Origin of the sequence: Arenimonas sp. (assembly GCF_047602345.1) — a bacterium.
GTDB lineage: Bacteria > Pseudomonadota > Gammaproteobacteria > Xanthomonadales > Xanthomonadaceae > Arenimonas.
The window spans coordinates 192837-214138 of the sequence record NZ_JASGHN010000004.1 but is presented as its reverse complement, the minus strand read 5'-3'; the positions used below and the strand labels follow the sequence as shown (position 1 = coordinate 214138).

Annotated in this window: 17 protein-coding genes and 2 pseudogenes; 6 read left to right on the top strand and 13 right to left on the bottom strand. The window is 66.7% G+C overall.

From position 1 onward, the window contains the following. Positions 1-64: 64 nt before the first annotated feature. Together QM707_RS03015 and QM707_RS03010 are read left to right on the top strand one after the other, a co-directional pair. A complete protein-coding gene (locus tag QM707_RS03015; RefSeq protein WP_415000393.1) occupies positions 65-403 on the top strand; it encodes a DUF4242 domain-containing protein in 339 nt (112 codons plus the stop codon). Positions 404-458: 55 nt separating this feature from the next. Further along, a complete protein-coding gene (locus tag QM707_RS03010) occupies positions 459-731 on the top strand; it encodes a DUF4242 domain-containing protein (RefSeq protein ID WP_415000392.1) in 273 nt (90 codons plus the stop codon). A gap of 38 nt (positions 732-769) precedes the next feature. Here the strand turns inward: QM707_RS03010 and mazG are convergent, their stop codons facing one another. The 3 genes from mazG to nudE are packed head-to-tail and all read right to left on the bottom strand — an operon-like array spanning position 770 to position 2914. Beyond that, entirely contained in the window at positions 770-1591 is an 822-nt protein-coding gene (gene mazG, locus QM707_RS03005; RefSeq protein ID WP_415000391.1) for a nucleoside triphosphate pyrophosphohydrolase, read from the bottom strand. After that, positions 1584-2372, bottom strand: a complete 789-nt coding sequence (cysQ, locus tag QM707_RS03000) for a 3'(2'),5'-bisphosphate nucleotidase CysQ (RefSeq protein WP_415000390.1) — start codon at positions 2370-2372, stop codon at positions 1584-1586. The genes mazG and cysQ overlap by 8 nt, the downstream gene beginning before the upstream one ends. Beyond that, complete coding sequence (gene nudE / locus QM707_RS02995) at positions 2369-2914, bottom strand: ADP compounds hydrolase NudE (RefSeq protein ID WP_415000389.1); 546 nt, start codon at positions 2912-2914, stop codon at positions 2369-2371. The genes cysQ and nudE overlap by 4 nt, the downstream gene beginning before the upstream one ends. Positions 2915-2988: 74 nt before the next feature. Between nudE and bioA the strand changes: the two genes are divergently transcribed. Continuing rightward, a complete protein-coding gene (bioA, locus tag QM707_RS02990; RefSeq protein ID WP_415000388.1) occupies positions 2989-4383 on the top strand; it encodes an adenosylmethionine--8-amino-7-oxononanoate transaminase in 1395 nt (464 codons plus the stop codon). Beyond that, positions 4383-5117 (top strand): 16S rRNA (uracil(1498)-N(3))-methyltransferase, encoded by a 735-nt coding sequence (locus QM707_RS02985; protein ID WP_415000387.1) that lies wholly within the window; start codon positions 4383-4385, stop codon positions 5115-5117. The genes bioA and QM707_RS02985 overlap by 1 nt, the downstream gene beginning before the upstream one ends. A 20-nt stretch (positions 5118-5137) precedes the next feature. Here the strand turns inward: QM707_RS02985 and QM707_RS02980 are convergent, their stop codons facing one another. From QM707_RS02980 to pilG, 7 genes and pseudogenes are all read right to left on the bottom strand, one after another. Continuing rightward, a complete protein-coding gene (locus QM707_RS02980; RefSeq protein ID WP_415000386.1) occupies positions 5138-5608 on the bottom strand; it encodes a chemotaxis protein CheW in 471 nt (156 codons plus the stop codon). A 22-nt stretch (positions 5609-5630) separates the two neighbouring features. Continuing rightward, a complete protein-coding gene (locus QM707_RS02975; protein ID WP_415000385.1) occupies positions 5631-7424 on the bottom strand; it encodes a chemotaxis protein CheB in 1794 nt (597 codons plus the stop codon). Beyond that, positions 7417-10254: pseudogene (locus QM707_RS02970) on the bottom strand (response regulator); the annotation flags it as partial. The gene QM707_RS02975 and the pseudogene QM707_RS02970, both read right to left, overlap by 8 nt. A gap of 1557 nt (positions 10255-11811) precedes the next feature. After that, positions 11812-14082, bottom strand: a pseudogene (locus QM707_RS02965) (Hpt domain-containing protein); the annotation flags it as partial. Between the two features lie 74 nt (positions 14083-14156). After that, entirely contained in the window at positions 14157-16211 is a 2055-nt protein-coding gene (locus QM707_RS02960) for a methyl-accepting chemotaxis protein (protein WP_415000384.1), read from the bottom strand. 43 nt (positions 16212-16254) lie between these two features. Further along, positions 16255-16806: a chemotaxis protein CheW gene (locus QM707_RS02955; protein ID WP_415000383.1), complete on the bottom strand. Its 552-nt coding sequence runs from the start codon at positions 16804-16806 to the stop codon at positions 16255-16257. Positions 16807-16813: 7 nt separating this feature from the next. Continuing rightward, entirely contained in the window at positions 16814-17203 is a 390-nt protein-coding gene (gene pilG, locus QM707_RS02950; RefSeq protein ID WP_415000382.1) for a twitching motility response regulator PilG, read from the bottom strand. 182 nt (positions 17204-17385) lie between these two features. Between pilG and gshB the strand changes: the two genes are divergently transcribed. Both gshB and QM707_RS02940 read left to right on the top strand, forming a co-directional pair. Continuing rightward, the gene (gene gshB / locus QM707_RS02945) at positions 17386-18336 is read left to right on the top strand and encodes a glutathione synthase (RefSeq protein WP_415000381.1); all 951 of its coding nucleotides are present in this window, start codon (positions 17386-17388) and stop codon (positions 18334-18336) included. A gap of 92 nt (positions 18337-18428) precedes the next feature. Beyond that, complete coding sequence (locus QM707_RS02940; RefSeq protein ID WP_415000517.1) at positions 18429-19244, top strand: energy transducer TonB; 816 nt, start codon at positions 18429-18431, stop codon at positions 19242-19244. A 25-nt stretch (positions 19245-19269) separates the two neighbouring features. Here QM707_RS02940 and QM707_RS02935 read toward each other — a convergent pair whose 3' ends face one another. Genes QM707_RS02935 through QM707_RS02925 form a run of 3 tightly spaced genes read right to left on the bottom strand, consistent with a single transcriptional unit; the run spans position 19270 to position 21242 of the window. After that, positions 19270-20220, bottom strand: a complete 951-nt coding sequence (locus tag QM707_RS02935; RefSeq protein ID WP_415000380.1) for an aspartate carbamoyltransferase catalytic subunit — start codon at positions 20218-20220, stop codon at positions 19270-19272. A gap of 6 nt (positions 20221-20226) precedes the next feature. Then, positions 20227-20682, bottom strand: a complete 456-nt coding sequence (ruvX, locus tag QM707_RS02930; protein ID WP_415000379.1) for a Holliday junction resolvase RuvX — start codon at positions 20680-20682, stop codon at positions 20227-20229. Continuing rightward, positions 20679-21242: a YqgE/AlgH family protein gene (locus QM707_RS02925; RefSeq protein ID WP_415000378.1), complete on the bottom strand. Its 564-nt coding sequence runs from the start codon at positions 21240-21242 to the stop codon at positions 20679-20681. The genes ruvX and QM707_RS02925 overlap by 4 nt, the downstream gene beginning before the upstream one ends. Positions 21243-21302 lie beyond the last annotated feature (60 nt).

Below are 21302 nucleotides of genomic sequence, written 5' to 3'. Positions count from 1 at the left end.
AACTCCCGTTTCCGGAAGATGAGCCTGCAGCTTCAAGGCTGCTTCACCCATCCACGGAGACATCATGAAAGCCCACCTGCTGGTCGCTGGTCTGCTGGTCATCAGCACAATGACCTATGCGGTCGACAGTTCGCCGCAGAACCAAAGGCATCGTTACCTCATCGAGCGCAACTTCGCGAAGGGCGCCATCGACGGGCTCGATGGCAAGGCGAAAGCCCGGGTCAACAGCACGAACGCCCGATACGGCGTGAAGTGGCTGCTGTCCTATTCCACCGCCGACCGCACGCGCACGTTCTGCATCTACGATGCCCCCAGCGAACAAGCTATTCGCGATGCCGCGAATGCCAACCACTTGCCGGTCGACGCGATCACCGAGGTCCCGGTAACGCTGGAATCACATTGATCCCCCACGCGCGGCGCCAACGCGCCGCGCTCAACTCCACCAGAAGGAAACAGCAATGCCCCGCTATCTGATCGAACGCACCTTTCCCACCGGCCTGCACATCCCGATGACCAACGACGGCGCCGCCGCCTGCGCCGGCGTCGTCGCCGCCAATGCCCAGGAGGGCGTGACCTGGGTCCATTCGTACGTCAGCAAGGACAAGAGCCGCACGTTCTGCGTCTACGACGGCCCATCGCCCGAGGCCATCCGTCGCAGCGCCGGCGAAACCAAACTGCCGATCGACCGCATCACCGAAGTCCGGGTCCTGGATCCCTACTTCTACGTCTGATGCATCCGCCGCGCCGTTGCAGAACGGCGCGGCGGCATTCAGGGCGCCTTGTCGGCAACCCGTTCTTCCGCTTTGGCGCGATCCCAGTACGCATCCTGCTGTGCCAGCGTCAGCACGGCGAGCGATACGCCATCGGCCGCAGCCAGGGCTTCCATGCGGCGGAATCGCCGTTCGAACTTCTGGTTGGCGCGGCGCAAGGCGGCGCCGAAATCGACCTTCGCGTGCCGGCTCAGGTTCGCGCAGACGAACAATACGTCGCCGATCTCGTCTTCCAGCGCTGCGTGCCCGGTGCCGCGGGCGAGTTCCTCGCGAACTTCGTCCAGCTCTTCGTGCAGCTTGTCGAACACCGGATTCACGTCGGGCCAGTCGAAACCGACCGCCGCCGCGCGCTTCTGCAGCTTCACCGCGCGCTGCCATTCCGGCAGGCCGCGGGCGATGCCGGCCAACGCGCTGTGATCGCCGCCATTCTTCGTTTCGCGCTCGCGCCGCTTCGTCTCTTCCCACGCCAGCGTCTGCGCCTCGGCGTTCTCGACGCGCGCGGCATCGCCGTCGCCGGCGGGAAACACGTGCGGATGGCGGCGAACCATCTTGTCGCAGATCGCCGCAACGACATCGTCGAAACCGAAATGCCCCGCCTCGCTGGCCATCTGCGCGTGGAACACCACCTGCAGCAGCAGATCGCCCAGCTCGTCCTTCAGATCGTGCATGTCGCCACGGTCGATCGCATCGGCGACTTCGTAGGCTTCCTCGATGGTATAGGGCGCGATGGTCGAGAAGTCCTGCTCGAGGTCCCAGGGACAACCGCCATCGGGATCGCGCAGCTTCGCCATGATGCGCAGCAGCTCGGCGACCTCAGTCATGCAACCAATCCATCCACGGCAAGTCGGGGTCGCCGAGCGCGATGAAATCGGGGTTGAGCAGCGACTCTTTGTGGTTGTAGCTCAAAGGACGCCCGTCCAGCCTCAGTACCGCGCCGCCGGCGGCCTCCAGCACGCATTGCGCGGCCGCCGTATCCCATTCCGAAGTGGGGCCGAAGCGCGGATAGACGTCCATGCGACCTTCGGCGATGCGGCAGAACTTCAACGACGAGCCCAGCCCCTGGCTCTCGACCTCGCCCATGCGGCGCATCGCCGCAGCCGTCCGCTCATCGAGATGCGACCGGCTGGCCGCCACCCGCAGCGGCGGCTGGGCCGGCCGGCGACTGAGGATCGGGACATCCTCGTCGCCATCGCGCACGAAGGCGCCGACGCCGCGCACGGCCCAGTGCAGTTCCTCCAGCGCCGGTGCATAGACGACGCCGAACACCGTCTCGCCGTTTTCGATCAGGGCGATGTTCACGGTGAATTCGCCGTTCTTCTTGACGAATTCGCGGGTGCCGTCGAGCGGATCGACCAGCCAGTATCGCGTCCAGGCACGGCGCTCTTCCCAGGGAATGTCGGCCGATTCTTCCGACAAGACCGGCAGTTCCGGCGTCAGCCGGCGCAGCCCGTCGACGATGAGGTGATGGGAAGCGAGGTCGGCCGCCGTCAACGGCGAACGGTCGTCCTTGTGTTCGACGGCGAAATCCTGCGAATAAATTTCCATGATCGCGGCACCGGCCGCGATGGCGATGTCGACGACAGCACGATGATCGATGCTCATCGACGCATCGCCAGCACTTCGCGCACGACCAACAGACCGGCGAGCGAACGGCCTTCCGAGCAGTCTTCCCGCAGCACCAGCTCGTGCAGGGCATCGAGCTTCCATGGCACCACTTCCAGTTCCTCGGGTTCGTCGCCGGGCAGGCGTTCGGGATACAGATCTTCGGCCAGCACGAGGTGGATCTCGTGCGTCATGTAGGTGGGCGCCAGGGTGATCGCCCGCAGCAGGGTCAGCTTGCGCGCACCGAAGCCGGTTTCCTCCTTCAGCTCGCGATTGGCGGCCTCCAGCACGCCTTCGTCGGCGTTCATGCGACCCTTCGGCAGGCCCAACTCGTAACGATGCGTGCCCGCCGCGTACTCGCGGATCAACAGCACGGTGCCGGGCTCGGGAATGGCGGCGACCATCACTGCGCCATGGCCCCGGCTCTTCAGGCGCTCGTAGCGGCGGCGTTCGCCGTTGGAGAACTCCAGGTCGATGGTTTCGCGCCGATAGGGACCGGCCTCGACTTCCTCGCTGGCGTGGATGGTCGGCAGGACGGGCATCAGTGCTCCTGCCCCGTGCTCGCCGCGTGACGCACGGCATGGACAGGAAGGCGGCGGCTCGGGATCATGGACGCATGCGGGAAGATCGGAACGACAGGACGATGCTAGCAGAGGCCGAGGCCTGGAGGTCGCGGGATCTCGCCGTCCTGTGGCATCCGTGCACGCAGATGGCCGAACATCCGGATACCCTTCCCCTGTTGCCGATAAGGCGCGGCCGGGGCGTCTGGCTCGAAGGCGTCGATGGCAAGCGCTATCTGGACGCGGTATCGAGCTGGTGGACGAACCTGTTCGGCCATGGCGAGCCGCGCATCGCCGAGGCCATCGCCGCCCAGGCGCGCGAGCTCGAACACGTAATCTTCGCCGGTTTTTCGCACGAGCCCGGGCTGAAGTTGGCCGAAGCCCTGCTGCGCATCGCGCCGCGGCAGGCGGGCCGCGCCGCGCTGGCGCGCGTGTTCTATGCCGACAACGGGTCGGCGGCGGTGGAAATCGCGCTGAAGATGAGTTTCCACAGCTTCGCCAACCGCGGACAATCGCGCCGCACGCGCTTCGTCGCGCTGGGCAACGGCTACCACGGCGAAACCCTGGGCGCGCTGTCGATGGGCGACCTGCCGCTGTATCGCCGCGTCTACGCGCCGCTGCTGCTGGAACCGCTGTTCGCGCCATCGCCGGACGCCTACGAGTGCGAGCCGGGCGAATCGGCCGAAGCGGTCGCCCTGCGTCGCGCCGACGAGTTGGAGGCGATCTTCGCCGAACACGGCGAGAGCATCTGCGCCCTGATCCTCGAACCGCTGGTGCAGTGCGCCGGCGCCATGCGCATGCACCATCCGGCCTACCTGCGCCGCGCGCGCGAGATCTGCGACTGGCATGGCGCGCATCTGATCGCGGACGAAATCGCGGTGGGCTTCGGTCGCACCGGCACGATGTTCGCCTGCGAGCAGGCCGGCATCGCGCCCGATTTCCTGTGCCTGTCGAAAGGCCTGACCGGCGGTTTCCTGCCGATGTCGGCGGTGCTGACGACGAACGATGTCTACGAGGCGTTCCTGTCCGAATCGCGCGATCGCGGCTTCCTGCATTCGCACAGCTACACCGGCAACCCGCTCGGCTGCGCCGCGGCGCTCGCTTCGCTGGCGATCTTCGACAGCGAGCCCGTGCTGGAGCGCAATCGCATCACTTCAACGCGAATGGCGGAACTCGCGGCTCCGCTGCGCGAGCATCCGCATATCGCCGATGTTCGCCAGACCGGCATGATCCTGGCGATGGAAATGGCCGCCGACGGACGTTCACGTACCGCGTTTCCCGCGAGCGAACGCCGCGGCCTGCGCGCCTACCGCGCCGGCCTCGAGCGCGGCGCCGTGCTACGCCCGCTCGGCGACGTGCTGTACTGGATGCCGCCCTACTGCATCGACGAACCGGCGCTGCAGCATCTCGCCGATGCCACATTCCACGCACTGAACGAGGCGACCCGCTGATGCGCAGCACCCGCAGCTATCTCGACATGCCGCTGGCCGCCGGACAGCATTTCGCCCTGCCGGAAGCCACGACCAATCACTTGGTGCGCGTGCTTCGGCTGCAAGTGGGCGACAGTTGCCTGCTGTTCAACGGCGACGGGTTCGATTACGAAGCGCGCTTCACCAGCCTGCTCAAGCGCGGCGCGGATGTCGAAATCGTCGGCCGACAGGAAGTCCGCAACGAATCGCCATTGCGCATCACGCTGGCGCAGGGAATCGCGCGTGGCGAGAAGATGGACTGGATCCTGCAGAAGGCCACCGAACTCGGCGTCGTTCGCATCGCACCCGTGGTCAGCGATCGCACCGAGGTCAAGCTCGACAGCGAGCGTTCCGACAAGAAGATGAACCATTGGCGTGGCGTCTGCGCGGCCGCCTGCGAACAGAGCGGGCGCGCGCGATTGCCCGCGATCCTGGAGCCGCAGCCGCTGGCGCAGTTCGCGGCTGGCGACACGAACGGCCGACGCTTGTTGCTCGACCCGGCGGCGGCCCTGCCCTTGTCGTCGCTGGATCTGGCGCCCGACGCGGAAATCACCATCGCCATCGGCCCGGAGGGCGGCTTCAGCGATCGCGACCTCGCCATGCTGAAGGCCGGCGGCTACGAAGGCGTGCGCATGGGGCCGCGCATCCTGCGCACGGAGACTGCGGGACCGGCGGCAATCGCCGCGATCAATGCGCTATACGGAGACTGGCGCTAGATGTAGCGCCGTGAGCGCTATCAGGCGGCTTGGTTCAGCGCCTTGTCGATCAGCAATTCGAGGCTGACGAGGTCGGGAACGATCGCCGGATCGTCGTTGAGAACGACTTTCGAATGGATGCCGAGCGGTAGTTCCTTGATGTCGTGCGATTCGGCCAAGGCGGCACGCGACACGGTGACGAGTCGCGGGAAGCCCTGCGACAGCACCGCGAAATACGGCAGCTTGGGATTGCCGCCGAGCGCCTTCAGCACGGCCACTTTCGCGCCGAGCTGACCCTCTTCCTCGGACCAGCCGGCGAATCGCGAGAACGACAGCAAGGGCAGACGCCAGCCGCGCCAACGGATGCGGCCGAGCAACCAGGTCGGCGCGTTCTCCACGGGCTCCGGTTCGGAGAAGGTAATGACCTCGGCGACCGAGGCGTTCGGCAGCAGGAGACGGCCTTCGCTGACGGCGATCAACACGCCTCGGATATCGCGCTGCGGAGCATTCATGGCATCGTCCTCGACATCTTGTTCATTCCGGCCAGCGTTGCGCGATCTGGCGCGCAAGACCGGTCGCGGGATAGCTGGGTGCGCCCTGCTTCTTCAAAGCCTGGGCGGCGGCGGGATCGAAACAGTTGTCGGGATCCTGGGCCAGGACCAGGGCGCCCGAATCGCGCTGGCGCAAGGCGGCCGGCACGAGATTGGCGTCGGCGCCGCTGAGCATCAGGATGGCACTGCTCGCCGGCGGCATGATGTCGATGATGTCGCCCAGGGCGCCTTCGTGGAAACGCATGTAGGCGCCTTCGTTGTGCACCGTCATGCCGGCGCCGAGCACGGAAACCTGACCGGCGGGCGGGACTTCGCCCGATTTCGCCAACAGAACCGGCAGCTTGCTGATCTTCGCCAGCTGGTCCACCAGGCGATCGTGCTTGCCGACCTCCAGGTGCTGGTAGAGCAGGACGGGCACCGGCAGGGATTCCGGCAGCGACGACAGCAGCTGGCGCACGGCGTCCGGACCACCAATGCCGGCGAGGATGAGCACGATGCCCTTGCCGGCGCTGACCGCGTGATGCCATTCGTCTTCGGGTACCAGGCTCAAACTCGACGTGTCGAAACTCGACGAGATGTCGCCGGCCGATTTCGGCGCGGCGCTCGCACCCACCGGCGCATGCACCGCATCTTCCGCGAGCAGGGAGAGATTGCTCAGGTCGACGGGAGCGGCAGCGGCACTGGCGGCGGCAGGCACCTCCTGCCGCGGTCGCGCCGCCGCAGGCTTCGGCGCCTCGTTGAAGGACATGGTGAAATCGGGCTCGCGTGCGGCCTCGCGCTTGTCGGCCTTTTCGAACGCTTCGAGCTGCGCCGCCAGCGCGGCGACATCGGCATCGAGGTCGCCGATTTCTTCCGGTATCGCATCCTGGTCGAACTGCGAGAAACGCACCGGCTCCACCGGCGGTTCGAAATCCGCGATCGTGCTGCTGGTGTCTTCCAGGTTCAGTCGCGACACCGGCTCCGGTGCCGGATCCGTCGACGGACCCGCCTCGAGATGACTCAGGTCGACATCGAGATCGAAACCGCTATCGAGCGTCAGCTCGCTCTCCGACATCGCCGGCGCAGACATGCCATCGTCGAGCTGCTGCAGCGACTTCTCCAGTTCGGCCGGGTCCATGTTGAACTCGAGGCCATCGTCCGCGGCTGCGGGTTCCGGCGCGGCGGCGACGACAGGCGCGGGCTCGTCGAGCGTAAACATCGCTTCGGCCTCGGCGGCTTCGAACGCCGGCTCCGGTTCTGCCGCAGGCGTAGGCGCAGCCGGTGCGGGCACATCCGTCAACGATGGGCTGCTCGGCACCCATTCCGCGAGCTCAGGCGCGTCCTGGGCGTAGTCCTCGAAACGGGCTTCGTCCATCAACTGCGCCGGCGTCGGCGGCGCGCCCGGCACGGGCGTCATGTCGAGTTCCGGCATCGCGTCCGACCCGCCCGGCGCCGGCGGCAGGACATCGCGGCCGAGCAATTTGGCGGCAAGATGGCGAGCCCAGCGATTGAGGTCCCAGCCATCGAGCTGGCGCGTCACTTCCGCGTCGTCGTACATGATTTCGACGTTCGGCAGCGACATCAATTCGTCGAAACGATCGAGCGCCGGCTCTATCGCCGGCTCGAGACTGACGACGACGAGCGTCGGCGATTTGCCGATGACCTCGGCCGGATCGAGTTCGGCGGGATCGCCTTCGGCCACCAGGCTCGCGCCCAGTTCGCCCAACGCCCGCCGCAACTGATCGCGGGCAGCGCCCGCGCGGGCCAGCAATGCGACCCGGACGTCAGCCTCAGCCATTCACCGGCTCCAGGCCCAGCATCTCGAAGACGTTGCGCATCAGTTCGGGCTCCTGATACGGCTTGCCGAGGTAACGATTGACGCCGATGTCCATCGCGCGCTGGCGATGCTTCTCGCCGGTGCGCGAGGTGATCATGATGATCGGCACGTCCTTCAGGCGCGGATCCGAACGCATGTTCTGCGCGACTTCGTAACCGTCCATGCGCGGCATTTCGATGTCGAGCAGGACGAGGTCGGGCACGCGCTCGGCCATCTTCTCGACCGCGTCCACGCCGTCCTTCGCCGTCAGCACTTCCATGCTGTGGCGCTCGAGCACGCGGCCGGTGACCTTGCGCATCGTGATCGAGTCGTCGACCACCATGACGACCGGGACGCGCTGCACGATCGGTGCCGGTGCCGGCGCGACCGGTGCGACCTGCTGCGCCAGGGCGACGGCGTGGCGACGCACGAGAGGCGCGACGTCGAGGATCACGACGACGCGACCATCGCCCATGATGGTGGCGCCGAAGATGCCCGGGACCGAGTTGACCTGCGGCCCGACCGGTTTCACGACGATTTCGCGACTGCCGAGCACTTGGTCGACGCAAATGGCGGCGCGCAGATCGCCCGAACGCGCCAGCAGCAACGGCATCTGCAGGCTGTCCTGCGCTTTCGCCGATGCATGGCCGATCAAATGGCCGAGATCGTGGATGCTGTATTCCTCGCCGGCGTAATCGAACACCGGCTTGTCGCCGCCGAGCTGCTTGTCGAGTTCGGCGCGCGAGATGCGGCCGACGCCCTGCACCGATGCGATCGGGACCGCGTAGCTGGTATCGCCGATCTTGACGAACACGGCCTGGGTGACCGCGAGGGTGAACGGCAGGCGGATGATGAACTCGCTGCCCTTGCCCTCGTCCGAACGGATCTGCAGCGAACCGCCGAGCTGGCGGATCTCGCTGTAGACCACGTCCATGCCCACGCCGCGGCCGGCGAGGCGGCTCACCGTTTCGGCGGTGGAGAAACCGGTTTCGAGGATCAGGCCGTACAAGGCCTCGTCGGACAAGTCGGCGTCGGCGGCGATCAGGCCGCGTTCGATCGCCTTGGCACGAATGGCTTTCTTGTCGAGGCCGCGGCCGTCGTCGGAAACCTTCAGCACGACTTCCGAGCCTTCGCGGGACACCGCGATGCGGACCGTGCCTTCTTCGGACTTGCCGGCGCGTCGACGATCGGCCGGCGCTTCGAGGCCGTGCGCCATCGAGTTGCGCAGCATGTGCTCGAGCGGCGCCGTCATGCGGTCCAGCACGTTGCGGTCCATTTCGCCGGACGCGCCGTCGACCTTCAGCTGCACCTGCTTGCCGGTATCGCTGGCGGCCTGGCGCAGCACGCGACGCAGGCGCGGCACCATCGCATCGAAGGGCACCATGCGCGTGCGCATCAGGCCTTCCTGCAGGTCCGAGCTGACGCGCGACTGTTGCAGCAGCAGCGTTTCGTACTGGCGGGTCAGGTCGTCGAGCACCACCTGCAGGTTGACCAAGTCGTTGGCCGACTCGGCCAGCGAACGGGACAACTGCTGCTGCGTGGTGAAACGGTCGAGCTCCAGCGGATCGAAGGTCTCGTCGTTGGTCTCGTCCTCGCGCTGGTAACGCGCGACGATCTGCGCTTCCGTCTCGATGTCGAGGCGGCGCAGCTGTTCGCGCAAACGATCGGTCGTCTGGTTGAGTTCGGCCAGGTTGGCGCGGAACGCACCCAGCTGCTGTTCCAGTCGTGCGCGATAGATCGCGACTTCGCCGGCGTAGTTGACGAGTCGGTCGAGCAGATCGGCGCGGATGCGAACCTGTTCCTGCGGCGCGCGCATGCCCGAGGTTTCGTCTTCCTCGGCCATCGCCTCCATCGGTGCCGACAGCGGCTTGAGCGGAGCCGGAGCGGCGGCAGGTGCGGGAGCCGCAGCGCGCACGGGCGCGCTCGGCGTTTCGACGACGCCGGTTTCGGTCGCCTCGGCCGTTTCCGGGGCGGCATCCGTTTCCAGCGGCATGCCAGCGGCAAGCGCTTCGACCTGCGCGATCAATCCGGCCGGAAGGGCGATCGCCTTGCGCTCGCCGATGCGGCCGACCATCGCGTGCAAGCGGTCGAAGCCGCGCTCCAGGACCACGATGCCGGTCTCGTCGAGATCGCGCCGGCCTTCGGCCACGGCCTCGAGCAGGGACTCCATCGAGTGACCGAGATCGCCGACGGCGTAGATGCCCGCCATGCGCGCACCGCCCTTGAGCGTATGCAGATCGCGCTGCAACCCGGTGACCAGCTCGCGATCATTGGCGTCGTCGCGCAGTTTCGCCAGCATGCCGTCCGAATGGTCGAGGATGTCGGTCGATTCTTCGAGGAAGATGTCAAGCAGGTCGGTATCGAGATCGCTGGTATCGAGCGCTTCGTCCGGATCGGCCGGGTCCATCGCCAGGGGAACGACGGCGCGCGGGGCGTGCGCCACCGGCGCGGGTACGGCGGTCTCGGTCTTTTCGGCAACCGCTTCTTCCGGTTCGTCCTGGATGAGCAGCTCTTCCGCTTCGACTTCGTCGACCGCTTCGGGCACCGAAGCGTCCGCAACCGCCTCTTCGACCGCGGGCTCTTCCGCCGGCGCTTCTTCGACCGCGTCGGTCTCGACGGTTTCGAATTCCGCGACGGCGTCGGCGCCATCGACGAATGCCTCGACCGAGTCGGCCGAAGGAACGTCGGCGGCTTCGGCGACCGGCGCTTCCGCATCGGCGCTGATGCTGCCTTCCGGCGTCAGGTCGGCGGCTTCCGGCACCTCGGCGTCCACCGGCGTTTCCATCGCCGGTGCCGTCAGGGCCTCGAGTTCGTCCAGGCTCATGCCATAGAAATCATCGCCAACCGGCGCAGCTACGCCGTCGACCGTTTCCGAAGCGGCTTCTGTCGATTCGGCGACCGCGTCGGACAACAGCGGCTCGGCATCCGCGGTTTCGGGCGCAGCGGGTTCGCTCGGCACGACGGCGGCAGCGGGCTCGCTGGCGAACGCGGCGATCATCGATGCCAGGGCATCGTCGGATTCGAGCGCCGGCAGCGATTCTTCGCTCTCCTGCGCCGACTCGGCAACCACCGGTTCGGGCGCGGCCTCTTCAGGCGCGGCTTCGCTCGACCCAAGTTCGGCGGCTTCGTTTTCGGTCGCTTCTTCCTCGACCGCCGTCGGCGCTTCGACGACCGGCAACGCAACTTCCTCGATGTCGCCTTCGTCGAACGAGAAATCGCCGAGATCGGCCTTTTCCTCGACGGCGAAATCGTCCAGCGAAAGCAATTCCGTCGGCGGCAGCAGATCGGTTTCGGTCAGCTCAAGGCTGCCTTCCTCCGCTGCGGGTTCGATATGTTCGGCGGCGAACGCCGGTTCCGCTTCCTCCGGCTCCACCGGCAACAGGGCTTCTTCGGCTTCCGGCAGCGCCTCGGAAACCACCGGCTCGGCTTCGACCGGGGTTTCTTCCGGAACGGTCGCGACGGGCTCGGCGGCGGCTTCGGCTTCCTGCAGCGGCTCTTCGACCGGGATCGAAACCGGTTCAATCGCGGCGGCCGCTTCGATGACCGGCGTTTCCTCGACCGGCTCGGACGGCAGGCTCAGATCGATATCGACCTCGGTGACGGGCGCGTCGGCGAAATCCGGGATCGCCGATACGTCCGGCGTTTCCAGCACGACCGCCTGCGGCATGATCCCGATCTCGTCCGCATCGGTCGGCACCGGCACCATGGGCGAGGACGCATCGGGCAGCGCATCGCGCAACGCATGCGCACGCGCCGAAAGATCCTCGAACTGGGGCAACTGCGGTCGCGACGCTTCAAGCGCGGAGATCGTCCGGCGGATCGCCGCCGCCGTGTCGGCGATGACCGCGACTCCCTCGGCATTGGGCGTCTGATGGTGCGCCAGCGCACGCTTCAGGTAACCCTCGACCGGGGCGGTGACATCGGTAATGACGGAAATCTCCGTCATCGCGAAAGCGCCGTTCATCGTATGGATGGAACGCAGCAGCGGATCGGTGATCGGCTGCGGACCACGTGCCACGCATTGCGCCAGCCAGGCGTCGACCGTTTCGAGATGGCCGGCGACCTCGGGCTTGAGGATTTCGAACAGTACCGGATCGATCGCGAAAGCCGGCGTGGGTTCGCCGCCCGCATCGACGACCTCGACCGGGGCTTCGACCGCAGCGACCACTTCCACGACTTCCGGCTCCGCCGGCGTACCGCCGATATCGGCACCGGTGGGAATATCGGCCGCCGCGAGGGCAAGCGCCGAGGGCTGGTACAACGCGTCTTCGCCGGCCGCCAGGCGTTCGGCCACCCCCTGGATGCCCTCCAGGTCGGCATGCACCGTTTCCCCTTGCAACGCAGCGCGCAGCAACGGCAACTGGTTGAACGCATGTTCGATCAGGGCGATGACGGCGGGCGATGCCGGGCGCGTGCCATCGAGCACGCGATTGAGCATGTTCTCGACCTTCCAGCTGAATTCGCCGAGCGTCTTCGCGCCGACCAATCGGCCGCTGCCCTTGAGGGTATGGAACACGCGACGGATCGGGCGAAGCAGTTCGCCGTTGTCCGGCGCATTGCGCCACGGGGGCAGCAATTGCTCGAGATTGCCGATCTCTTCCTCGAACTCTTCGAGGAAGACTTCGCGGATCTCGTCGTCGATCTCTTCGCTGCTGGCGCCATCGAAGCCGGGCACGACCGGCAAGTTCGAGGCTGCGGCCAGTGCGGCCGCCACCGGTGCGATCGGCGTCGCGACCACCGGCGCCGCGGCCACGGGAATGGCTACCGCCTCCACCCTCGGCGCGGCGACGGGTTCGACCACGGGCGCGGGCGCCGGAGCGGGTTTCGCAGCTGGCGCGGGCGCCGACTCGGCAGCAACCGACGCCGGTGCGGCGGGCGCCGCGACCGGAGCTGGCGTCGCCGGCTTCGGCGGCAGCGGGGCCGCCGCTTCTTCGGCCGGCAGGGGCCAGTAACCCAGGGATTCGAGACTCTTGCGCGCGACGTCGAGGATCTGATCGCGATTCGGACGCCGGTCACGCAGGGCTTCGAGGAAGTATTCGAGACTCGCCAGGGTGTCGGCGAGACGGTCCATCTGCTGGCCGTTCGGCACGCGATGGCGCTGCAGCAGTTCCTTCTCGGTGAATCGACGCACCGCGGTCAGGTATTGCGAGGGCGGCTGGATATCGAGAATGCGCAATGCACCCGAAACTTCCTCGAGCAGGCGCGGAACGTCGGCCAGCTGCGCATGGTCCCAGTGCGTTTCCACGAAAGCTACGAAGCACTGGCGGGCCTGGGCGAAATTGCCGATGGCTTCCTTCAGCAGCACTTCCATCACCTTGCGCGCTTCGCTGTCCGGCAGCGGCGTCGCGGTGGTTTCGGTGGCGCCGGCGTCGCCCCGGCCCAGGCGTTCGACCTGGTCGTCGAGACTGGCTTCGACGTAAAGCAGCGCGCCGGCGATATCGAGCAGGGTCGCCTCGTCGTTGCGGCGCTGGCCGGTGGTGACGTCATGGATGGCCGTGCGCTGTTCCTGCACCACGCGCCTCGGTACGCCGAGTCCGATCATGCCCAAGGTATCGGCGATGCGATCGAGCGCTTCGACCTGACTCAGCAGATCGGCGGGTGCGGCATCGCTCGTGCGCAGGTGCAGATCGAGCGCGTCCTTGACGCGCATCAGGTCTTCCTTGATCGCGCCGGCAACCGTTTCCAGCAGGGCGCGGTTGTGGCCGGTCAGGCTGCCGCGCGCGTGCGCGAGTTCGGCTTCGCTCGGCACATTGGCGCTGAGCCCGAAGACTTCCCGGATCTCGCCGATGCGGCCGTGGTCGCTCGACTCGTGCGCGACGAAGTAAAGCAGTTGGCGCGTCAGGTCGATCGGCGGATCGGAGCGGAAGGCATTGTCGGCGCCGTCGGCCAGGCGCTTGATCTCGCGCTCGACCTTGGAAAGCGCTTGTTTCAGGGGCGTACTGACCGGGAACGCGTTCTTGCCGAGCGCATCGAGCGTACCGGCCGCGACCCAGAACAGGCGACGCGCCGATTCGGCACTCGTGATCTGGACGAGTTGCTCGCAGACATCGGTCAGGTCGCGTACCGTGGCCGCGCTGTTGTCGTCCTTCAGCCAGCGCAGCAACGCGCCCTGATACAGATTGCGCAGCGCTTCGGCGCGGCGGCGCAGTTCGTCGTGCGGCATCGGCGTGGCCGGACCGCTGGCCGAGGCAGGCAGGGGGCGCGAAAGATCGGGCGAGAACAGAACATCCTCGGCCAGGCCCTTCTCGCCGCGCGCATCGCGCAGTTGGTTGAGCAGGGGCAACAGGACGATCGGGATATCGCGGTGGCCGCTCTGCAAACGCTCGAGATAGTCCGGCAGCTGCACGATGCCCTGCATCAACACGGCATAGGCGTCGTCGCGCTTTTCGACCTTGCTGTCCACCAGCGCCTTGGAAAGTTGCTCCATTTCCTCGGCGACCATGGCCGCGCCATACAGCTCTACCATGCGCAAGGTGCCCTGCACCTGGTGCAGGAGACCGGCGCAGGCCTTGAGTTCGGCGGGGTTCTCGCCTTCCTCGACGTAGGACTGCAGCGCGTTCCGCGCCTGCCTGAGCGTCTCGTCGAGCTCGGGCTTGACCCAGGTCAGCGTGGTGAAATCGATGTTGTCTTGCGGCCTCATGCCCGGATCCTGTCAGTGCCGGGCTGCCGTCGCCGGCAGCCTTGCCAAACCATTGCCCATCAAACCCGCAACGATCACTCCGACGGCAGCTTGAAGTCGGCGACCGAACGACGGAGGTCGGCGGCGAGCTGCGCAAGGTTTCCGATCGACTCCGCCGTCTGGCTGGCGCCCTGCGACGTCTGCGTGGTGATTTCCTGAATCACGGACATCGTCGCGGTGATGTTGGTAGCGGCGGCCGACTGCTGGCGGGCCGCGGTGGAGATGTTCTGAATGAGGTCGGCGAGGTCGTTCGACACCTTTTCGATCTCGCCCAGCGCCAAGCCCGCGTCCTCGGCGAGTCGGGCACCGGCCACCACTTCCGCGGTGGTCTGTTCCATCGAACTCACCGCTTCGTTGGTATCGGACTGAATCGTCTGCACCAGCGCCTCGATTCGCTTCGTCGCGTTGGACGCGCGTTCGGCGAGTCGCTGCACTTCGTCGGCCACGACCGCGAAGCCGCGGCCCGCTTCGCCGGCGGATGCCGCCTGAATAGCGGCGTTAAGCGCGAGAATGTTCGTCTGTTCGGCGATGTCGTTGATCAGTTCCACGATCGAGCCGATTTCCTGCGAGCTTTCGCCGAGGCGCTTGATTCGCTTCGAGGTTTCCTGGATCTGGTCACGGATGTTGTCCATGCCCTGGATCGTCTGGCGCACCACGTCGGCGCCCTTGGCGGCGATTTCCACCGATCGATGGGCCACGTCGGCCGACTCGGCCGAGTTCTTCGACACCTGGTCGATGCTGGATGCGATTTCGTTGATCTTGGCGGAAGCGGAGGTGATCTGCTGCGCCTGGTGTTCGGCGGCGTCGGCGAGGTGCATGGCGGTCGCCTGCGATTCCTGCGCCGAGGCGGCTACCTGCACGGCGGTGTCGTTGATCGTACCCACCAGTCGGCGCAGCTCGTCGACGGTGAAGTTGATCGAGTCCGCGATCGCGCCGGTGATGTCCTCGGTGACGGTGGCCTTGACGGTCAGGTCGCCCTCGGCGAGCGATCCCATTTCGTCGAGCAGTCGCAGAATGGCTTCCTGGTTACGCTGGTTCAGCTCTTGCGTGCTGATGAGGCGCTTGCGCTGGTCGCGGTTGATCGTCCAGAGCAGGCCGGCGATGGCCAGGATGGCGACGATGCCGGAGCCGATCGCCCAGAGGTTGTTCGGGAAGACGCGCTTGAGGCTGGAGCCGAAGCTGGAGAACAGCGCCTGGCTGTCTTCCAGCAGGACGTTCGAATCGCCGGAGATCGTGCTGGCGGCCTGCTGCACTTCGAACAGGTCGGTGGACGCCTGCAGGATGTTGTCCATGTTCTTCTGCAGGTCGGCGTACAGCTTTTCGACCTCGCCTACCGCGTTCAGGGCCGCCGCACTGCTGACCTTGGTCACGCCGAGGTCGGGGTTGCCCTGCTTCAGGCCGGTGAGCACCTGGCTGAACACCGCGGCGTCGCGCTGGAGCGCGTCGGCCGCCATCACGGCGCGGTCGCCGCCGGACAGGATTTCCGTCACGCGGCGCGACATACGGTCGGCGAGCACGATCTGGCGGTTGGCGAAGTTGATCTGCGAGGCGGAGGAGCCGCTGTCCGACATGGCTCGCACCACTTCGTCGAGTCGGGCCGAAATCTTCGGGATGTTGCCGGTGAAGTTGGCGGCAGTGTCGGTCAGGTTGAGGATCTGTTCCTGACTCTTGCTGATGCGGTCGGCGTCCTGCGACATCTTGCCCCAGGTCGCCGTCACCTTGCCGAGCGCCGTTTTCACGCCAGGCTGCATTACCGCCTGGGTGCCCGATTCGTAGCTGGGCACGCCCTCGGTCACGCTGCCCTTGCGCAGCGCGTTGACGATGGCGTCGATGCGCGTCTTGGTGGCGGTGAATTCGCCGAACGAGTCGGCGTTTCCTTCGACCGCTTCCTTCGCGTATTTCGCCAGCTGCTGCGAGAGCACCTGCATTTCCGCCGAGAGGCCGCGGGCATTGTTTTCCTGCCCGGACAGGTAGGTCGCGTAACCGAAGTTGGCTGCGAACACCAAAGCCGACAGGATCAGGATCATGGTCCATGCCCTGATGCCGAATTGGCTGACTTTGCCGGTGATCCCGCTGGACGTCGTGCTCATTTGAAACCTCACCCCTGATATGAGAATGCTGCCTGGACTGCCGTTACGCCGTTGCCTGTCGGAACTCCGGAGTGCGGGTCAGCGTGGACATGCTGAAGACACTCCAGTTGATGTCGGCCAGGCGATACATCTGGCTGACGAAATGGCCGTAACGGCCGTCGTTATCGCCGGACAGTTCGGTCCGGTGCGAATCGTTGAACGTGCGCTGGCCGAACAGCTCGTCGATGATGACCGCGACGTTGCCGCCGGACTGACGCACCACCAGCACGCGCTGGCCTTCGTGCACGAGGGTGCGTTCGCCCTCGAGGAATTGCTTGAGATCGACGACCGGCAACAGGTTGCCGCGCACGTTGGCGACGCCGAGCATCCAGGGCTGCGAGCCCGGCACCGGCGTGACCGGCGGCAGGGGCAGGATCTCGACGACTTCGTCGAACGAAGACACGAGCCGGCGTTGCCCCAGGCGGAAACCGACGCCGCGCCAATGGCCGGGCGCCTCGATCATTTCCGGGCTGCCAGCCACGTGGGCCAGCGAGCGCTGCTCGTAATCGATCAGGGTGTCGAAGGAGGAGATCCGCTGGCTGGCCGACTTGCTCATGCGTTCCTCAACCGGCCGGTACGAACTTGCGGATCGCGACGAGCAATTCGTCGCGGGTGAACGGCTTGGTCAGGTACTGCTCGGACCCGACGATGCGGCCCCGCGCCTTGTCGAACAGGCCGTCCTTCGAGGACAGCATGATCACCGGCGTGGCCTTGAACATCTGGTTGTTCTTGATCAGCGCGCAGGTCTGGTAGCCATCCAGGCGCGGCATCATGATGTCGACGAAAATGATCTGCGGCTGATGGTCGGCGATCTTCGCCAGGGCCTCGAAACCGTCCGTCGCGGTCACGACGTCGCAGCCTTCCTTCTTCAGGAGGGTTTCGGCGGTACGGCGAATGGTCTTCGAGTCGTCGATGACCATGACCCGCAAGCCATTGAGATTGCTTTCTTCCATCGCTCCCCCGTTGCTCGGCCAAAAAGCGCCATCCGCTGGCGCCCAGCCACGTAGCTTATATCCCAGCGGCGGGCAAATGTGTCAAGCAAAAGCACGGCGCATAAGGAAATCCGTGACACCCTGCACGGCGGGGCGGTGGCCCTGCTAGTCTTAGGCTCATTCGCGCGCTACCGGAAGTACGAATGTCGCTGCACGTCGCCGTGGTGATGGACCCGATCGGCGCCATCAAGATTGCCAAGGACAGCAGCTTCGCCATGCTGCTGGAAGCGCAACGGCGCGGGCATCGGCTCGAATACGTGCTGCCGGGCGGCCTCGGGGTCGATGGCGCCCACCCCGTTGCCAGGATGGCCCCCCTGCAGGTCGCCGACGACCCGGCCGGCTGGTACCGCCTTGGGGAAGCCCGCACCCTGCCCCTGGCGGAACTCGATGTGATCCTGATGCGCACCGACCCGCCGGTCGATGCCGCCTATCTGCATGACACCCATATCCTGAGCCTGGCGCAGGACGCCGGCGTGCTGGTGGTCAACGACCCGCGCGGTCTGCGCGACCTGAACGAGAAGCTGGCGGCCCTGCTGTTCCCCCAATGCATCCCTCCCACCATCGTCAGCCGCGACGGCGCGGCGCTGCGCGCCTTCGTGGCCGAGCACAGTCATTGCGTGCTCAAGCCCCTGGACGGCATGGGGGGGCGGTCCATCTTCCAGGTCCGGCACGGCGACCCGAACCTGAACGTGATCCTGGAAACGCTGCGCGGCGATGGCCGCCAGCTGGTCATGGCGCAACGCTATCTCCCTGAAATCGTTGCGGGCGACAAGCGCATCCTGCTGATCGAAGGCGAACCGGTCCCCTACTGCCTCGCGCGCATCCCCCAGGGCGAGGAGTTCCGCGGCAACCTGGCGGCCGGCGGCAAGGGCGAGGGACGCCCGCTGTCCGAGCGCGACCGCTGGATCGCCGCCCAGGTCGGTCCCGAGCTACGTCGCCGGGGCATGATCTTCGTCGGTCTCGACGTCATCGGCGACTACCTGACCGAGGTCAACGTGACCAGCCCGACCTGCATCCGGGAACTGGACCAGCAGTTCGGGCTCAATATCGCTGGCCAGTTGTTCGACGCCATCGAGGCCCGACGCCCGCAGTGAACTCCACCGCTTCCCCCGAAAGCGCCCCGCCGCCCCCCAACTCCCTCGGCCCCGGTCCGGTGATCGGACCGCGCGAACGCCTGTCCGCCACGATGACGCTGTCGTTGGTGTGCTTCGGCGTCGTGATCCTGGGCGTGGGCTTTGCCCGCAACGACGCGGCGCCGGTGGTGCCGACGCTCGACGTAATCCTGACCCAGACCTCGACCCAGGACCCGCCGAAGCAGGCCGACTTCATCGCCCAGGCCAACAACCAGGGCGGTGGCGAGAGCGACAAGGCTCAGCGCCCGCGCGACGCACAAAGCGCGATGGTGCCCAAGCCCGATCCGGGCATCGCGCCGCAGCCGGTCACGGCGCAAGCCCCGGCGCCGGCGCCCGACCCGACGCAACGCCTGCTGACCACGGTGGGTGCCAGCGATCGCCTGGCGCCGCGGCCGGAGGAGCAGCCGCGCACTAGCGAAACGCCGCTGCCCCTGGGGCGCGAACTGATGCAGCAGAGCCTGAAGATGGCGAGGCTGACGGCCGAGCGAGACCGCATGCAAGCCGCCTACGCCAAGCGACCGAAGCGCAAATTCATTTCCGCCAGCACGCAACAATATGAATACGCCGCCTACATGCGCGCCTGGGTCGAGAAGGTGGAACGCGTCGGCAACCTGAACTATCCGGACGAGGCACGCCGCCGCAATCTCGGCGGCCGGCTCGTCATGACGGTCGTCGTGCGCCCCGATGGCAGCGTCGCCGACATCCTGCTGAACACGCCGAGCGGCCAACGCCTGCTCGATGAGGCCGCGCAACGCATCGTGCGCCTGTCGGAACCCTTCGCGCCCCTGCCGAAAACGGGCGAGAGCGTCGACGAGCTGCACATCACCCGTACCTGGGATTTCCAGAACGGTGGCATCGAAACCGAGTGAAGTAAGGCCGCGGCAACGCCCTGCTTCAACCCGCCAGCAGCGCCTGCATCACCGCCATGCGGACCGCCACGCCGTTGCTGACCTGATCGAGGATGACCGACTGCGGACCATCGGCGACGGCGTCGCTGATCTCGACCCCGCGGTTCATCGGTCCCGGGTGCATGACGATCGCATCGGACTTCGCGCGGCGCAGCCGCTCCGGCGTCAGGCCGTAGTCGCGGAAATACCGTTCGAGCGAAGGCACCAGGCCTTCCTCCATGCGCTCGCGCTGCAGGCGCAACATCATGACCGCATCGACGCCATCGAGAGCGGCATCGAAGTCCTGCGTGACCGTGCAGTCGCGCAGCGTGCCGTCGTCGGGCAACAGGCTGGCCGGACCGCAGACGCGGATCTCGCCGGCACCGAGCGCGCGCAGCGCGTGCAGGTCCGAACGCGCGACGCGCGAATGTTTGACGTCGCCGGCGATCAGTATCTTCAACCGGGAAAAATCCCCGCCCTTTCGCTGGCGCAAGCTCAGCATGTCGAGCAGGCCCTGGGTCGGATGATTGCTGCGTCCGTCGCCGGCGTTGATGAATCGCGTTGCGGCGCCCGCGCCCGCCGCCAGGGCGGCGACGGCGCCGTTCTCGGCGTGGCGCACGACGAAACAGTCCACGCCCATCGCTTCCAGATTACGCATGGTGTCCATCGCCGTCTCGCCCTTGCTGGAGGACGATGTGGCGACATTGAAGTTGAGCGTATCGGCGCCGAGGCGCTTGGCGGCAAGTTGGAACGAACTGCGCGTACGCGTGCTCGGCTCGAAGAACAGGGTGCAAACGGTACGGCCGGCCAGGACGTTTCGCTGGGACAAGCCCGACATCGCCTGCGGCCGCAATGACTCGGCGGCATCGAGCAAGCCGCGCAGCATGGCCGCGTCCATTCCTTCGAGCGTGAGCAGGTGGCGCAGGCGGCCATCGGAGTGCAGTTGCGGGGAACTCATGCGGATTCAGTCCGAAGGAAGGGCGATGCGGGCATCGGGTTCGCTTAGCCAGCGCTCGAGGATGATGACGGCAGCCAGAGCATCCAGCGTAGAAGCCTGGTGGCGCTTGCGCGCACCGGCGGCGCGTCCGGCGGCGAAACGCTGAGCCGCCTCGATCGAGCTGGTGCGCTCGTCGACTTGTTCGACCGGCAGGCCGTAACGCCTTCGCACCTCGCGGGCGAAAGCGCGTGCGCGTTGGCGAATGGGCTGGTCGCCGCCATCGAGCGTGGCGGGGTCGCCGACGACGAGGCCGTCAGGTCGCCATTCGCGCATCCAGCGATCGAGGGCCGGCCAGTCGGGACCCGCCTCGAACACGTCGAGCACGCCGACTTCGCGCGCGCTCATCGAAATGGTATTGCCCACCGCCACGCCGATGCGGCGAGCGCCAACATCGAAGGCCAGCAGGGTGGATGCCTGCATCATGCGTGCCCGGCGCCGTCCGAAAGCAGGCTGAGGTCGACGCCGAGCGAACGCGCCGCAGCCGACCAGCGCGATTCCACCGGCGTGTCGAAAATGATGGCCTGGCTCGCCGGCACGGTCAGCCAGGCGTTCTCGCCGAGCTCCTGCTCCAGCTGTCCCGCGGTCCAGCCCGCATAGCCGAGGGCCAGCAGGCAGCGCGCCGGCCCGTCGCCGCGCGCGAGCGCCTCGAGGATGTCGCGGGAGGTGCTGACCGCCAGTCCCTGGCCGAAGCGCAGGGTCGACCCCCACTCCCGCGGATCGTCATGCAGGACGAATCCACGATCCGGTTGCACCGGCCCCCCCAGCAGGACGGGCCGACCGGACAGCCCCTGCACTTCGGTGCGCAGATCCATCTGCTCGAACACGTCGCCGAAGGTGAAGTCGGACAGGCGATTGATCGTCAGTCCCATCGCGCCGCTCTGGTCGTGTTGGCAGATCAGCGTGACGCCGCGCGCGAAATTGGGATCCGCCAGCGCGGGCATCGCGATCAGGAAATGGTCGGCCAGGTAAGTCGGTGCGGACATGGGACTATTGTAACTCCCGGCCCATGTGCCCGCCGCGCTAACATCGGCCTCCCCTGCCGG